Origin of the sequence: Lunatimonas salinarum, from assembly GCF_017811155.1 — a bacterium.
Lineage (GTDB): Bacteria > Bacteroidota > Bacteroidia > Cytophagales > Cyclobacteriaceae > Lunatimonas > Lunatimonas salinarum.
This window is the reverse complement of record NZ_JACVCV010000019.1, coordinates 1-13,832: the sequence shown is the minus strand read 5'-3', so window position 1 is coordinate 13,832 and position 13,832 is coordinate 1. Positions and strand designations below refer to the sequence as shown.

11 protein-coding genes are annotated in these 13,832 nt (G+C 46.2%); 2 read left to right on the top strand and 9 right to left on the bottom strand.

All coding sequences use genetic code 11. The features are described 5' to 3' along the window. Window positions 1-5: 5 nt before the first annotated feature. Together nusB and IAQ59_RS18510 are read right to left on the bottom strand one after the other, a co-directional pair. On the bottom strand, window positions 6-1,193 hold the full coding sequence (gene nusB, locus IAQ59_RS18515; RefSeq protein WP_209332339.1) for a transcription antitermination factor NusB: 1,188 nt from the start codon (window positions 1,191-1,193) through the stop codon (window positions 6-8). Between the two features lie 157 nt (window positions 1,194-1,350). After that, a complete protein-coding gene (locus tag IAQ59_RS18510) occupies window positions 1,351-2,451 on the bottom strand; it encodes a Glu/Leu/Phe/Val dehydrogenase dimerization domain-containing protein (protein WP_209332338.1) in 1,101 nt (366 codons plus the stop codon). A gap of 144 nt (window positions 2,452-2,595) precedes the next feature. Here IAQ59_RS18510 and IAQ59_RS18505 point away from each other — a divergent pair, with 144 nt between their 5' ends. After that, window positions 2,596-4,392, top strand: coding sequence for an ABC transporter ATP-binding protein (locus tag IAQ59_RS18505; RefSeq protein ID WP_209332337.1), 1,797 nt, complete (start codon window positions 2,596-2,598; stop codon window positions 4,390-4,392). 70 nt (window positions 4,393-4,462) lie between these two features. Here IAQ59_RS18505 and IAQ59_RS18500 read toward each other — a convergent pair whose 3' ends face one another. Genes IAQ59_RS18500 through IAQ59_RS18490 form a run of 3 tightly spaced genes read right to left on the bottom strand, consistent with a single transcriptional unit; the run spans window position 4,463 to window position 10,428 of the window. Next, on the bottom strand, window positions 4,463-5,758 hold the full coding sequence (locus IAQ59_RS18500) for a PepSY-associated TM helix domain-containing protein (RefSeq protein ID WP_209332336.1): 1,296 nt from the start codon (window positions 5,756-5,758) through the stop codon (window positions 4,463-4,465). Between the two features lie 59 nt (window positions 5,759-5,817). Beyond that, window positions 5,818-7,338, bottom strand: a complete 1,521-nt coding sequence (locus tag IAQ59_RS18495) for a SusD/RagB family nutrient-binding outer membrane lipoprotein (RefSeq protein WP_209332335.1) — start codon at window positions 7,336-7,338, stop codon at window positions 5,818-5,820. A 12-nt stretch (window positions 7,339-7,350) separates the two neighbouring features. Next, complete coding sequence (locus IAQ59_RS18490; protein ID WP_245189702.1) at window positions 7,351-10,428, bottom strand: SusC/RagA family TonB-linked outer membrane protein; 3,078 nt, start codon at window positions 10,426-10,428, stop codon at window positions 7,351-7,353. A 175-nt stretch (window positions 10,429-10,603) separates the two neighbouring features. On the opposite strand from IAQ59_RS18490, the gene IAQ59_RS18485 reads away from it, so the two are divergent. Continuing rightward, entirely contained in the window at window positions 10,604-11,530 is a 927-nt protein-coding gene (locus IAQ59_RS18485) for a helix-turn-helix transcriptional regulator (protein ID WP_209332334.1), read from the top strand. Window positions 11,531-11,539: 9 nt separating this feature from the next. Here the strand turns inward: IAQ59_RS18485 and IAQ59_RS18480 are convergent, their stop codons facing one another. From IAQ59_RS18480 to IAQ59_RS18465, 4 genes are all read right to left on the bottom strand, one after another. Next, window positions 11,540-11,824 carry a hypothetical protein gene (locus tag IAQ59_RS18480; RefSeq protein WP_209332333.1) on the bottom strand — a complete coding sequence of 95 codons (285 nt, stop codon included), beginning with the start codon at window positions 11,822-11,824 and terminating at the stop codon, window positions 11,540-11,542. A 304-nt stretch (window positions 11,825-12,128) separates the two neighbouring features. Then, a complete protein-coding gene (locus IAQ59_RS18475; protein ID WP_209332332.1) occupies window positions 12,129-12,389 on the bottom strand; it encodes a hypothetical protein in 261 nt (86 codons plus the stop codon). A 75-nt stretch (window positions 12,390-12,464) separates the two neighbouring features. Continuing rightward, window positions 12,465-13,127: a hypothetical protein gene (locus tag IAQ59_RS18470; RefSeq protein ID WP_209332331.1), complete on the bottom strand. Its 663-nt coding sequence runs from the start codon at window positions 13,125-13,127 to the stop codon at window positions 12,465-12,467. A 61-nt stretch (window positions 13,128-13,188) separates the two neighbouring features. Next, on the bottom strand, window positions 13,189-13,707 hold the full coding sequence (locus tag IAQ59_RS18465) for a hypothetical protein (protein WP_209332330.1): 519 nt from the start codon (window positions 13,705-13,707) through the stop codon (window positions 13,189-13,191). Between the last annotated feature and the right edge of the window lie 125 nt (window positions 13,708-13,832).

Sequence of the window (13,832 nt, the reverse complement as noted above, 5' to 3'; positions counted from 1 at the left end):
GTATTTTATTTATTGTCTAACAAACCCCTACCGCTTTTACGTATTTTCCCCTCATCGGTTAATTCTTTAGACAAAACATCCAATAGGCCGTTTACAAATTGTTTGCTTTTTGGCGTGCTATAGGTTTTGGATATGTCTATGAATTCATTGATGCTTACCTTTACAGGTATACTGGGGAAGTTCACCATTTCGGTGAGGGCCATGGTAATAATGATTTTATCCGTAAGTGCGATTCGATCAATATCCCAATTTTTTGCCTTTTGGGCAATCATCTCACTGTAGTCTTTTTCGGATTCTACAGTCAAGTTAAAGATATTCTGAAAGAATTCCTTGTCTTCATCCCAATTAATCGCCAAGTCGGGCAATATCTCGGTGGAATCTTTTTGATCAAGGTCTATATTTTTCAGCACTTTTAGTGCCAAACTTCGCACTACGGCTTTATTCTCTGTCCAATTTAGATCCAGTTCTTGGAATAGACTTAGAATGGCGTCGTTTTTCATCACGACCTTTTTGAGCAACGTCTCCACAATGAAACGGTCGTCTTCCAACGTGGGGTCGGACAGGTTCATGTACGCCACATAGTCCTCCTGATTCCTTACGTAATCCCTGAACCATTGTTTGATCTCTTCATTCCAGTCCTCTATATTGACATGATGTCGGATAAATTCACTTTGGATAGGGGAGTCTTTTTCGAGGTACAGAAGAATCCTGTTTTTTGCGAGGTTGCCCTCGCCAGGCACAATTACGGATATCCGTTCTTGGGAAAGTTTTTTACGTTTTTCAAGCTCCTTTTCCACATGTTTCCGGAACCCCAAAAGTATGCCGATAGCATACAAATACAGGCCCGGGATCCGCTCGGCAGCCGTCACCATGTTGTTTCTCAAAAACGATAGATCCGCCTCGCAAAGCTTGTGGTATTGCTTAAGCGCCTGTAACGCAACATTTTTGATTTTTACACTGAGATTACCGTCATCTACTAGGGTACGTGCGTCTTGGCTACGTGTAAAAAGCGCTATGCAGGTTTCTGCATCTTGTTTTAACTGTGCTTTGTCCTGTACCTCCATACTGTTGAGGTCAGGCTGGAAAGATTCCCGGATAAGGTCTATGGACAAGTTGAAGTTCGAAGCTTTGCACTGATGATAGGCATACAACGATTGGAAAGCCTTTACTCTGAGAATTCTTCTGTTTAGCATTACCGGATGTTAAAGAACGCAAATTTAAACTATTTTCGGATAGAAATCCGCCAATTTCGAATTATTCCCAAACTTGGCGGATGCCGCGGCTGATTTAGCATGCCGCAATAAATGGGGCAATAGGGGCGTGGGCAGCTTTATTGGCTCCTGCCCCTCATCAATAGGCTAACTTTATGCTTGCAATTTGGTTGATTCGCTTATTTGCGATTTCCATGGCCACCTCCTGTGTGGGAAGGTTTTTCTCATTTGCTTCGCTCAGTACCGCAGTGGTCATGTCGTAGATGCTCTCTGTCTGCCTCATCGCGATCTCACGTTTGTAATTGCCCAGGTATTCGGTATATACATTGATCAATCCGCCGGCATTGATCAGGAAATCCGGGGCATAGAGAATCCCGCGGTCTTTTAGCAGATGGCCATGACGGCCTTCTTCCTCCAGCTGATTATTCGCCGCCCCGGCTACGATGTCACAGGTTAAGCGGGGGATGGTTTGATCGTTTAGCGTGGCCCCTAGGGCACAGGGCGCATAGATGTCCATGGGGAAGTCATATACATCGGAGGGTTGAATGATCTGCGCACCGGTAGTTTTGGCGGCGGAAAGTAGTTTTTCTTCAAAGATATCAGTTAGAAATACAATAGCACCTTCTTTGATCAGGTGCTTCACCAAATGGCTCCCCACCTGCCCTGCTCCTTGTATCAGGATTCGCTTGCCTTCTAGGGTGTCTTTCCCATACGCAAACCCAACAGCAGCCTTCATTCCCAAATAGGTGCCGAATGCGGTGATCGGGGAAGGGTCACCCCCGCCGCCCTTGATTTCAGGTTTGCCTGTGACATAGGGAGTCTCCATGGCAATGTACTCGATGTCTGCCGTGGTAAAATTGACGTCCTCCGCAGTGATGTACCTACCCCCCAAGCTATGGATAAATCTCCCAAATCTCCTCAGGAAGGCTTCTGTCTTCATTTTTGGCTTTCCGATAATCACGGCCTTTCCTCCACCAATGTTCAATCCGGAAATCGCCGCTTTGAAGGTCATGCCCCTTGACAGCCGCAACACGTCAGTGATGGCGGCCGATTCGTCGGAATAGTGCCAGAGACGGGTGCCTCCTAGGGCCGGACCCAATATGGTGTTGTGTATGGCGATTAGTGCTTTTAGTCCCGTGGGTTCATCGTGGCAAAATACCAATTGTTCATGGCCCATCTGCAGGATCTGTCCATAAACACTACCGTCTTTTGTGTGTTCCACTGTTTTAATTTCCGACATCTGAACTTTGGTTTTGTGTTTGTGTTATATTTGGGTCAGCATTGGTTAAAATCAGTTACAAAATTAAATATTTTTTAACTGTATATAAAGTAATGCTATTGATATATTGTGAAAGAATGTGTTTGATTTCTAGATTTTTGTTTCGTGAAGCCTCTTTGGAGATTAAATAAGTACCTGGTAAAATATAAGTGGTACCTCCTTTTGGGAGTTGTTTTTACGGTGATATCCAATGTTTTTGTGATTATTCCCGCACAGTTGGTGCGTATCTCCATCGACTATGTGGTGGAAAGTTTCAGCTACTACCAGCTTTTTGACCAAAGCCTCTTAGCTGAGGAGTCCCGGAGGATATTTTTGAAATTTATAGTCGTATTTGGCAGTTTGATGCTCGGCATGGCGCTTTTGCGCGGATTTTTCCTTTTTCTTATTCGGCAGACCATCATTGCGATGTCCAGGCTGGTAGAATACGATCTTAAAAACGAGATATTCGAGAAATACCAATCGCTTCCATTGTCGTTTTACCGACTGAACAGCACCGGAGACCTGATGGCGCGTATCACAGAGGATGTTAGCCGTGTGAGAATGTATGTGGGTCCGGCGCTGATGTACGGGATCAATCTGATAGTGCTATTTCCCATGGTAATTGCCTATATGCTTACGGTCAATGTACCGCTGACCGTATATTCCCTCCTGCCGCTTCCAGTACTGTCCATCAGCATCTATGTGGTCAACAACCTGATCAACGAGCGCTCAGAAAAGATTCAGCGCAGCCTTTCCAATCTTAGTACATTTGTACAGGAGGCTTTTTCAGGCATTCGGGTCATCAAGGCGTTTGTGCGGGAAGCCGACAGTGCCAACGATTTTCAGAAAGCCAGCGAAGAATATAAGCAAAAATCCATTCGACTGACCAAGGTAGAGTCTCTGTTTTATCCGCTTATATTAGGACTTATAGGACTCAGTACGATTATAACTGTCTATGTGGGGGGAAAGCAGGTAATCGCGGGCGCGATAGGCTATGGAGTTATTGCGGAATTTATTTTGTACGTGAACATGCTCACGTGGCCGGTGACTTCGTTGGGCTGGGTTACCAGCATCGTGCAGCGGGCCGCTGCCTCCCAGACCCGCATCAATGAGTTTCTGGACGAACACAACCCTATCGTAAGTACTGAGGGACTGAATAGGGACATTGTCGGAAGGATAGAGCTGGACAATGTGTCCTTTGACTACCCGGACTCCGGCATCAAAGCATTGGAAAAGGTCAGTTTTGAAATCAAAGAGGGTCAGTCCCTGGCAATCATTGGTACGACGGGTTCTGGAAAATCTACCATTGCCAACCTGCTTATGCGGATGTACGATGCAAGCTCGGGACAAATTCGGGTAGATGGCGTCGATATTCGCGCCTACGATATTTCCTCCCTAAGGAAGCAAATAGGCTACGTACCACAAGACGTGTTCCTGTTTAGCGATACCATCGCCAACAATATCGGTTTTGGTTTAGAGCAGGATCTCGTAACCTCGCACCTCGTGGAAAAGGCGGCAAAGGATGCGGATGTTTATGAAAATATCACGGGTTTCCCGCAAGGTTTCAAAACCCGACTGGGAGAGCGCGGCATCACGCTTTCCGGCGGGCAAAAGCAACGGGTAAGCATCGCCCGTGCCATCGCCAAGGAGCCGAAGATCCTGCTTCTGGACGATTGCCTTTCGGCTGTGGACACGAAGACCGAAAATGCGATCTTAAACTCCTTGAGCACCATCATGAAGGGAAGGACCTCCATCATCATATCGCACCGGGTGTCTTCCGCCAAGCTGGCAGATGCCATCGTGGTGTTGGATGACGGGCGTGTGGTGGAATACGGAACCCACGAAGAGTTGCTACTCAAAAAAGGGGTGTACGCGGAGCTTTACGAAAAACAGACCCAGTCCGTACAGGAAGGGGAGGAATAAAAACAAAGGGGGGCTGCCAGTTAACGACAGCCCCGTAGGAAAAGTAGTTCAAAAAATGTCAGCGTACTCGTCAATGGACTCCGGCTGCCTCACGCCATGTTGGTTGGCTATCTGGAGCGGTTTCGGAATCGCCTTTTTTGGGGCTCCGTGTTTTTCTCATCGGTTTTTTCTTTTTCATTTTATTGATCCAAATCAGCGTGCCGGTAATAGGCAAGCTTGTGGCGATCAGGCAGGAGAGAAAATAGATGATCTTGCTAAATCCTCCATAGACGTCACCCATATGCAATGCTTTGATGGATGAGGATACGCGTTCGTTGAACGGCTTTTTTGAAAATAGATCCAGTGTTTTCAGACTGGCATCGCTGATTTGAAGGGTAACCCGGTCTGCAGCAGCAGGGGCGAAGAATCCTACTTTGGACTTCATCAGACTGATATCGTTGTCTCCTGGTTTGGGGTAGGTGATCCTGTAGTTTCCTGCATAAGGCAGGTGCTTGTCTACTTCGGCGAGGTAGGTATCCAAGGATAAGAGGGGTAATACTTGACTATCCAAAGGACGAACATCGCCTTTACCGCCCGGACGTCCACCTGAAGAGGCCTCCTGATAGGTTCCGAGGGATTTTTGCAGACCCTCTCGGTACCAGGGAAATGACCAGAAAGGGCCGGTGACTCCCATAATAAATAGAACGATTGCGCTGTAGAAGGCGAGGGTGTTGTGCAGGTCGTGATTGGTTCGCTTCCAACTACCGCCAAATTTAACCTTAAGTCCCTGTTTCCAGTTTTTTACCCTTCGGGGAACCCAAATGACGATTCCTGTCAATACACCGAGCGTAAACAGGATAGTCGCCGCACCGGTGATATAGCTTCCCAGTTTCCGGTTGGGGAGCTCGCCAATCAGCGGTTTTTCTATCCGGTCGAGCATCAGCCAACGATGTAGGCTAAACATCGTACGCAGCCACTCATTAGCCGGGTTGGGATCCTTGGATGTTCCCAGGATCTCCGCCGTGTAGGGGTTGACAAAGTAGGTGGTTCCCCCTCGGCTATTCTCGTTTTGTTCCCGTATGGAAAGTTGCAGTGTTCGTTTGGGATCGTGGGGAACCTGAACGGCCGTGAGCTCACCGGGAAGTTGCGCGGCAACCTTTTCCAAGACTGCGTCCAAAGGTAGTTTGGCCATAGCGGCGGGAGCCTTAACGTGGTATAAATGAGGTGCCCCCATTTCACGTAGTTCGTTGTGGTACACATAGATGGTGCCCGTGAAGCAAACGACAAGCAGTACCAAGCCGCTTATCAGCCCCAGCCACAAATGTACATCGTTGAAAAATTTCCGGGTTTTTGGCCAAATGCCCTGGTTGGTTTGTTTCGAATTCATCGCTTTGTAATTTTTATCAGTGGTCTTTTATATTTCAGCTACTTTGGGGTTCCGTCGAGTTACGGCATCCACCATACCTTGTCTCTGAGGGTGAAATCACTGCCTTGAGCGAGTACCTGATCATAGTTGGTACCCCGTTCTGTCTCTGGATACATCAGTCGTAGCGGACGTCCCTCCACACCGGAGGAAATCGTTGCCGGAAACCCGGGCAAACCCAGCCGCCGGTGGTCGTTCCAAGCTTCTATGCTGCTGATGCTGTTTAGGGAGAGCCACTTTTGCAGGATTAGGTACTCCAGTTTATTATCAGTGCCTTCAAAACGCGCTGCTTCTTGGAGTAGATAGGTCGATTTTTCGGCCGTATTTACCTTCATGTAATCCAAGGATGATGCAATCGCTTCCTGTAATAGACCACTGAGATCGCCGCTTATCCAACCTCTTAATACAGCCTCTGCCTGTAGGAATAAGCTTTCCGAGTCGGATAGGAGCATGCTGCTTTGGTTAAAGCTATGCAATATGCCGGTGGGGCTGCCTCCGTTTTCGGCAGGGCCACGGAATGCGGAAGTATTGATTCTTGCATAGGCAGGATTTCCCGCATCGGGATTTCCAAACAGGACACCCCGGTAGTGCCCATTTACGTCCATATACAATTTTTGTAATCGAGGGTCATTCAGTGCTTCGTATTGGCTGATTAGGTAGGTGGTGGGTCGGATATGCTGGTGGTTGCTCGTAAAGGCGCCCTGTGCATCGCGGTAATAGCTGACCCAAAACGGGTTCAGTTTGCCCGGCGTATTCAGGTAGCCGGGGTTTACGTCGGCTGATTCTCCCAATTGCAGAAATCCGCTGCCCTCTTGCTGAATGATTTGTATTTCGGATTGGATGTAATTTGGGTCACTTTTTTCGCTTTGCCGGATCAGTGCACGGAGCTTTACCGTGTTACCAAATTTTGCCCAGAGGTTTTTTTGACCTCCAAAAAGCACATCGCCGTGGTTTTGGGAAGGGATTATTGTAGAGCTTTTGACATCCTGTATTCCTTCGGAGATCAAATCGACGGCTTTTTGGTACACCTGCTCACCCGGTTCATAGGTAGGAGTGAGAAATTCATTGCCTCTTCCTGCCTCGTCAAAGGGAATGTTGTTGTAAAAATCCACCAGTCTCAGAAACAGCCATCCTTGCATGATTTTGGATGAGCCTAGGTAGAATAGATCACCTTCTGCTTCGGCTTCTTCCTGAATGAGTCTGAAGTAAAGGATGTTATTATACCCGTTTTCCCAAATGGGAATCCCATCCCGTTGGTCCCGAATGTCCAGCCCATTGTAGGTTTTTAGGTCAAAAAATAGGTTGGCACCCTCGTTGTTCGTGCCCCAGTAGCCTCCCCAAAATCCACCGATTTGGTTGATTGGGCCCACCTCCTCATTCACGGTTGCTACCAGGGCAGCCGGTAGTTTGGCACTCAAGGGTAGGTTGGCGGAAATGGGGGCGTTGGGGTTTTCGTTCACGTCCAAGAACGCCTCGCATCCCATGTTCAGCACGATAAGGAAAAAGAATACGGATATTTTAGCGTTTAGCCTGATATTTTTCATTGGTGAGCGGAATTAGAATGTAACGTTTGCGGTGAACCCGTAATTTCTCATGGGGGGTATCTGCCGAAAGCTGTAGTAGCCGTCGGTGGCGTTATACAAATATTCGGGATCTCCGATGTTGTTGCTGCTATGGGTGATGATGAACAGGTTGGTGGCAACTACCCCCACCGAAGCTGACCGGACGAAGGATCCCTCCGAAAACCATCTGGCAGGCAGCTGATAGCTGATGTTCAATTCCCTAAGTTTGAAGAAATCGGCTTTGGCGGCCGTATTGCTTTGCACGGCTCCTTGAGCGGCCCAGAATTCCTTTCCGCCTCCCGACGTCAGCAGGCTCTCATTGGGAATGTAGGTGCCCTGATCGGTCTCGATGACGGAATTTGGCCAGACGAAAGGTTCTCGACCGTAAGCAGCGGTAATCGGATGGGTGCCGGCGGTATACATGGGGGGAATGGTTTCCGAGTAGAAGTAAGCGCCCATTCGCCAGTCAAACTGCAGTCCCAAAGAAAAACCCCTGTATTCCAATAAGGAGTTGATCCCTATCATATGGGGAGGGACCATGGGGCCCAGCAATACGTTTTCTTCTGCCACTTTGGGATCTCCTGTCTGTGCATCTACGATCACACGGCCTTGCTCGTCCCGGGCGTAGTCACTTACCCAGAGAGAAGGGAATTGCTCTCCTACAAAGGCGTAGGACTGACGGAAGTTTTGTCGAAAAGCGGCTCCTCCATAGAGTTCTCGTACCACATTGTTGGTATAGGTGTAGTTAAATCCAAGGTTCCATTTGGCCTCTAAGGTTCGTATCAAGTCACCGTTCAAGCTGAGTTCGATAATGTTATTGGTCATGCGTCCGGAGTTTACGAGCATGGCGTTGTAGCCCGTAGCCCGGGAAACACTGGCGTTTGAGATTTGGCCGTCTGAGTCAGCATACACATAGGCGGCTTCCAGGTATACCCGGTGATTGAAAAGTCCCACCTGCATGCCGGCCTCGTAAGAGGTAACAAACTCGGGTCGAATGGCTGGATTGGGGTTCGTCAGACTAGGGAGAAACCCGATGGTGCCGCCGAATGGGAATCCGTTTGCCTGGGAATAGGGGTTGTTGAGTTGATAGGGGTTTAGGGTTACGTTGCCGGTCTTGTTCCAAGAAGCATACAGCTTGGCGTAAGAAAGCTGCCGGAGTTGCCGCAAAAACGGGAGGGCTTCGGATGCAATGAATGAGCTGCTGATGCCGGGGTAGAAGTAGGAGCGGTTTTCCCTGCTTAGTGTCGAGTTCCAGTCGTTTCTACCAGTAATCGTTACAAACAGGTGGTCGCGGTAGCCCGTCATCCATTCACCGTAGACCGCAAGCGAACGTTGTTCCATGATTGTGGAGCTGCCGGATAGTTCCCCCGCCCGACTGCCAGGGTTGATGATGTCCCGGTAGAGCAGGTTGTTGGAGGAGATATTCTGTACGTTGCTATGATCCATACGGATATTCTGGCCAAGTAGCAGGCGGCTTTTCACAGCTCCAAGCTCTTTTCTGATGCTTAGGATAAAATCCCCATTGAATCGGTGAAAATTCGAGCTCTGATCGTTGACGGATCCAGGGGTATTTCGTGTGCCGGGAGCTTCGAATTTGTTGGTGAAACTTCTGCTGTTTTCGGTGTTTCCGTAGTAGCCCGCCCGGTACATGACCTCTATCCAGTTCGCAATCCGGTAGTTTAGTTCAATTTTTCCGTTTAGAATCTGTTGGTTCTTTTGATTACGCAGGTTGTCTATCAGGAAGTAGGGGCTTCTCAGCCAGCTACCATTGGGGATGAAATAGTTCAGGGGATTGCCGGGGTTGTTTGGGTGTTCCCAATTGCGGACGAGGTCGTAGTTGAAGTTGGCTGGCATGCGATAGCTGCCTATCCAAGGGCCGTCCGGTGTCACATCGCTCTTATTTCGGATAAAGTTGATCGTATAGGAAGTGTTCAGCTTTGAGAATTGGCGGCTGCCGTTAAAACGCAGATTGATGCGGTTATTTTCATCCTTTGGCATGATCCCTTTTTGGTTGACGAGTTGTGCAGACAGAAAATAGGTACTTATCTCATCTCCGCCAGAAAAGGAAATATCATTCTGTACGTTTACACCGGTTTGAAACAGGTCCAGCCGATTGTCACGGGCCGGGGCAGCATAGTTTACCATGGTTTGGGTACCATCTGGTAGGGGTAGGCCAAACGGCCGTTCGCTGCCGTCAAACCTTGGTCCCCAGGACTCGTACTCCGTTGGGCTGTACACGCCGTTTTGTCCCTGTCCATAGAGGTGCTGCGCTTTGGGCAAAAAGTAAACGTTGGAAAATGTCGTGGTATTGGAAATCCTTACCTCTCCCTGTCCGGCCCTTCCCTGTTTGGTCGTGATCATTATGGCTCCATTGACGCCTTCTGAGCCGTAAAGTGCCGCGGCATTGGCTCCTTTCAATACCGTGACGCTTTCTATATCGTTCGGATTGAGTCGATTGATGTTTGGGATGGGAATCCCGTCCACCACGTAGATGGGCTCGTTGTTCGATCGTCCATCTATGCCAGTACCTCGCTGCAGGGAACGCGTGCCACGCAGCACGATCGTGGCTGCCGGGTCTACCTTGCTGTCGTATTGGTTGATCCGTAATCCGGCCACTTTGGATGCCAATCCAAATAGCGGGTTTACCGTGCGGCCTTGGTTGAGATTATCTGAATCTATCACCTGAGCGGAGGAACCCAATTCTTTCGAAGATCGGGAAAATCCCAAGGCCCCGGTTACCTGCACCTCGGCGAGTTGGTTGATATCCTCTTCCAATAGAAGCTGCACGAGGCGTTCGTCGGCGGGAGCGGTAAAGATAGTTTCCTTATAGCCTAAGAATCGGACGATCAGTGTATCTCCCGCATTGGCGTACATACGAAAGTTTCCTTCGGCGTCTGTAACAGAAGTGGTAGGGTTAGATTTCCATTGGATGGTGGCTCCGGGAAGTGCCTCCCGTGAATAGGCGTCTTTTACTTGACCGTTCACGTGAACACGCTGCGCTGCCAAAGGATCCGCCCAAATGAAAAGCCAGGTTGTGCATACAAGGTGAAAAAGAATGGATTTGTTTGTCATAGTATTATGGGGTATTCGTGCGTGGAATTAATTATTATTTAGACTTAATCTAAAAATGGTTAACTTTACGGATGCAAAACTAACGGGAGGATGGAAATGAAAATGACGGCAGGAGAAATGAAAATGACGAAAAAGGAAATTTATCCATCAATCCAAGTAGGCTAAGAGGAATACTATGCTTCGTTTAGTAGATGAGATAGCTGACTTTGGTGATGCCAAGCCGAACTCAGATAAAGAATCGCAATTTTTTACCCATACGGTGTACCGTTCTGAGGGGGTATCCTATGCCTTTTTTACTGGTGATGGGAGCAGGTACCATCAGATGGATGTATTGACAGGGAAGGGTCATTACCAGCTGTGGGTTGTGCTGAAGGGAGGGCTGTCGGTGCATTTTCCCCGCGCTGCTTCGGGCCTGCCTATTTTGGAAGATCGAGGCGTGCTGTTACAGTCTGGAGAGAAGAGTACCGTAGCGTCCTTGCCTGGCAGCTCTGTAGATGCCATGGTATTGTCCCTTTCTTTTGGGCTGTTGGAAAAGGTGTCCCGAGGATTAGAGGGCTTTCAGGGTTGGGAGTCCCTAGCAGGAGAGCAGGAAGGCTACTGTATTTACCTGGAGTCCAAGTTAGGGGAAGTGATGCAGCAGATTATCCGCAATCTGGCATTTAATGAATACGAGGGCTGCTTTAAACGGCATTTGGTAGAAATGAAGGTGCTTGAGCTTGTTGTTTTGATGCTAATGCAGCAACGTGAGCAGGGAGTAGATGTCGTGGTAGAGGCCCAGGCTACGGACGAGAAGATACTTCGGCAGATGCATCAGGTGAGGGATATCTTGTTGCACCAACTTGCGGATCCTCCCAGTCTGCGGAAACTGGCCTTGGAGGTCGGCACCAATGAATCCCACCTAAAGCGTCACTTCAAGGAAGCGTTTCATCAGACGGTGTATGGGTTTGTTCAGGATAAGCGCATGGAAAAGGCCTTGGAACTGCTAAAGGACAAGGACCTAAGAATCGTGGATATCGCCGAACAGCTTGGGTATAAGCATGCCACCCATTTTTCGGCGGCGTTTAAAAAGTACTTTGGGGGCCATCCGAAGGATTATCGGTGAGGGAGGCGCTCAGTCGATCTTATCTTCCGTAATATCAATCCCGTTAATATTCATCAGGCTGGAAATGGTTTCGTCCATTTCTTTGCATAGCGCGATCAGGCGTTGGATATTGGTGTCGTCGATGTCTTCGAAGTGCGCATACTGAAACTCGAATACCTCCCCGATTTCAAACGCATCGTCGATTTCCTTTAGATGGGTTTCCATCGCAAAACTGACCAAACAGCCAAACACCTGTACCCTTGCTTCCCAAAGCTCGTTTATGCAGTCAATGAGTTGTTCTCTGTAGGTTTTCATGGTAGTTCTCGAGGTTATGACCGTCAATTTTGAGTGTGATTGGTTCCATACTGCGGTGGTGTTCGAACAGGAATGGTGATTCCGATCTTAAATACCTTCTCGTATTCTTTGATTGGGTCTTTCATTAGATCAGTGATTGAATCAATTCCTGAATTCAAATCCGGATAAATGATCACACAATCCATTAACATTTCAGAAGAGACATCTTCATTTCCTGCAATAGCTCCATTAATTGAGTTTCTTCACCAATCGAGAAAACTTCAAACTGAAATTTCGGGGTTACCTTGAGTGGGTTCTTAAACTCTTAGAGAATCTTCTCGACCAGCTTAACAGTCTCTTCAAAAGGTTCTGCAATAGGAACACCTCCTTTCGACTGATGAGAAATGGCATTTCGGAGATTTCCCAATTGGAAAAGATCATCTTTATAACTCCGAACAATGGAATTCCTTGGAATGAGGTCTTTTATCCGTTGTGAGAAAGGAGCATGCTCCGTCTGATTTAATGCTTTGGCAAATAGCTTATCCAATTCATTGTAGTGGTCGAGGAATATCTGAGCGTTGGTCACTTTTAAAAATAATAATCATATTAAAGAAATATAAACATCAATCAATTTATAACATGGATTTAACTCCTACATTGATCAACAAGAAAAAATTGTATTTTTATAATACTTGGTTGGTATTTTTATATAATCTGGAACTTCTTTATTTGAATTCACTGAAATTATGTCAGAAATAACTTGCTGAAACAAAACCTTTTGATAGGAACTTCCTTTATATTTCATCGAGGAACCCTGATAATCAAAAATATTCAGCTCCATATGCCAGTAATTAAGTTTTACAGGATCATGAATAAGCCGAGACAATGCTTTTAATTCATATTTCCCATCACTTAAATTAGGTTTTTCAACGTGCTGAAAAAACTTATCAACTTCACGTCTTATGTCTTTGTTGGATTGTTGTAAAAAATACGGTATTTCTTGCCCGTCAACTCCGTTGGCATTTATGTATACAAGGCAATAGTTTTTCAAGATCTCAAAATCTTTTAAATGATCTAAAAGCGAAATATACTTCCTGTTATTCCATTTTTTTATACCCTCATTAAGAATTCTAAATTTTGAATGTTCTGGCATAAAACGTCCTCCCAAAATATTTAATGACAAAAACGGAATATCCTTAGGTGTTAAGGCGTCATTCCTGAGCAGCCCCAATTCATTGAAAGTATCCTCCTCCGATTTGTCAGAACGCCGGATAATGTAAACAGTTTGTTTATCCAATAAGGATTGAATATTGATTAAAGGCACGTAGTTAAGTTTCGGAAGAATTGAAGCCGGATAATAACAATTACGAAACCTTTTGTAAAAATTATAGAGAAAGATATCCTTTAAAATTTTTGGTAAATGTTTCAAGATTCGTAACATCGGAAGAAATTAATTTACGATTTATAAAAAAGGAATATATTACTTGATCTTTTGACATACCTAAATCCTCAAAATTACTACTCTTAGAAATCATTAGAAGTTTATCATTAGAAAACGAAAGAGTAAATTTCATTGAATCATCAGAGTTTATCTCAACAGCACATTTTTCAAAAGGGAGTTTATAAAGTCTTTTGCTAACAGAAGAAAACATGCTTTCAATATCTTTGGATAATGGATAATTTTTACTCCTCAATCTATTTATTTCTCTCTTATAAGAACCAAATAGCAAACTCATACTATTTATTTCAGAATCTGTGAGAGCATTCTCATTATTGCCTAAATACGAATTACCCAACAAGGTAATATTATTAATTTTTTCCTCGATTACTGGTGGTTTTTTTAAATTAGGATTAGAAAAATATGGATTAAAAGCAGGAATATCCCAGTACTCATTTTTCCTCATAGTTAACTTGTAAGGAGAATCAATTTCAGTAACAATCTCGACAGCATGTCGTGCATAGGGATTATTCTGCTGGTCTAGCCCCCTATTAATCGGACTTTATTTTTTTTGATATTGCATTATAATGC

Excerpts from the sequence above, each read along its gene's own strand:
- nusB (WP_209332339.1), bottom strand. The coding sequence starts at position 1,193 with ATGCTAAACAGAAGAATTCTCAGAGTAAAGGCTTTCCAATCGTTGTAT.
- IAQ59_RS18510 (WP_209332338.1), bottom strand. The coding sequence starts at position 2,451 with ATGTCGGAAATTAAAACAGTGGAACACACAAAAGACGGTAGTGTTTAT.
- IAQ59_RS18500 (WP_209332336.1), bottom strand. The coding sequence starts at position 5,758 with ATGAATTCGAAACAAACCAACCAGGGCATTTGGCCAAAAACCCGGAAA.
- IAQ59_RS18495 (WP_209332335.1), bottom strand. The coding sequence starts at position 7,338 with ATGAAAAATATCAGGCTAAACGCTAAAATATCCGTATTCTTTTTCCTT.
- IAQ59_RS18490 (WP_245189702.1), bottom strand. The coding sequence starts at position 10,428 with ATGACAAACAAATCCATTCTTTTTCACCTTGTATGCACAACCTGGCTT.
- IAQ59_RS18485 (WP_209332334.1), top strand. The coding sequence starts at position 10,604 with ATGCTTCGTTTAGTAGATGAGATAGCTGACTTTGGTGATGCCAAGCCG.
- IAQ59_RS18480 (WP_209332333.1), bottom strand. The coding sequence starts at position 11,824 with ATGAAAACCTACAGAGAACAACTCATTGACTGCATAAACGAGCTTTGG.
- IAQ59_RS18465 (WP_209332330.1), bottom strand. The coding sequence starts at position 13,707 with ATGAGGAAAAATGAGTACTGGGATATTCCTGCTTTTAATCCATATTTT.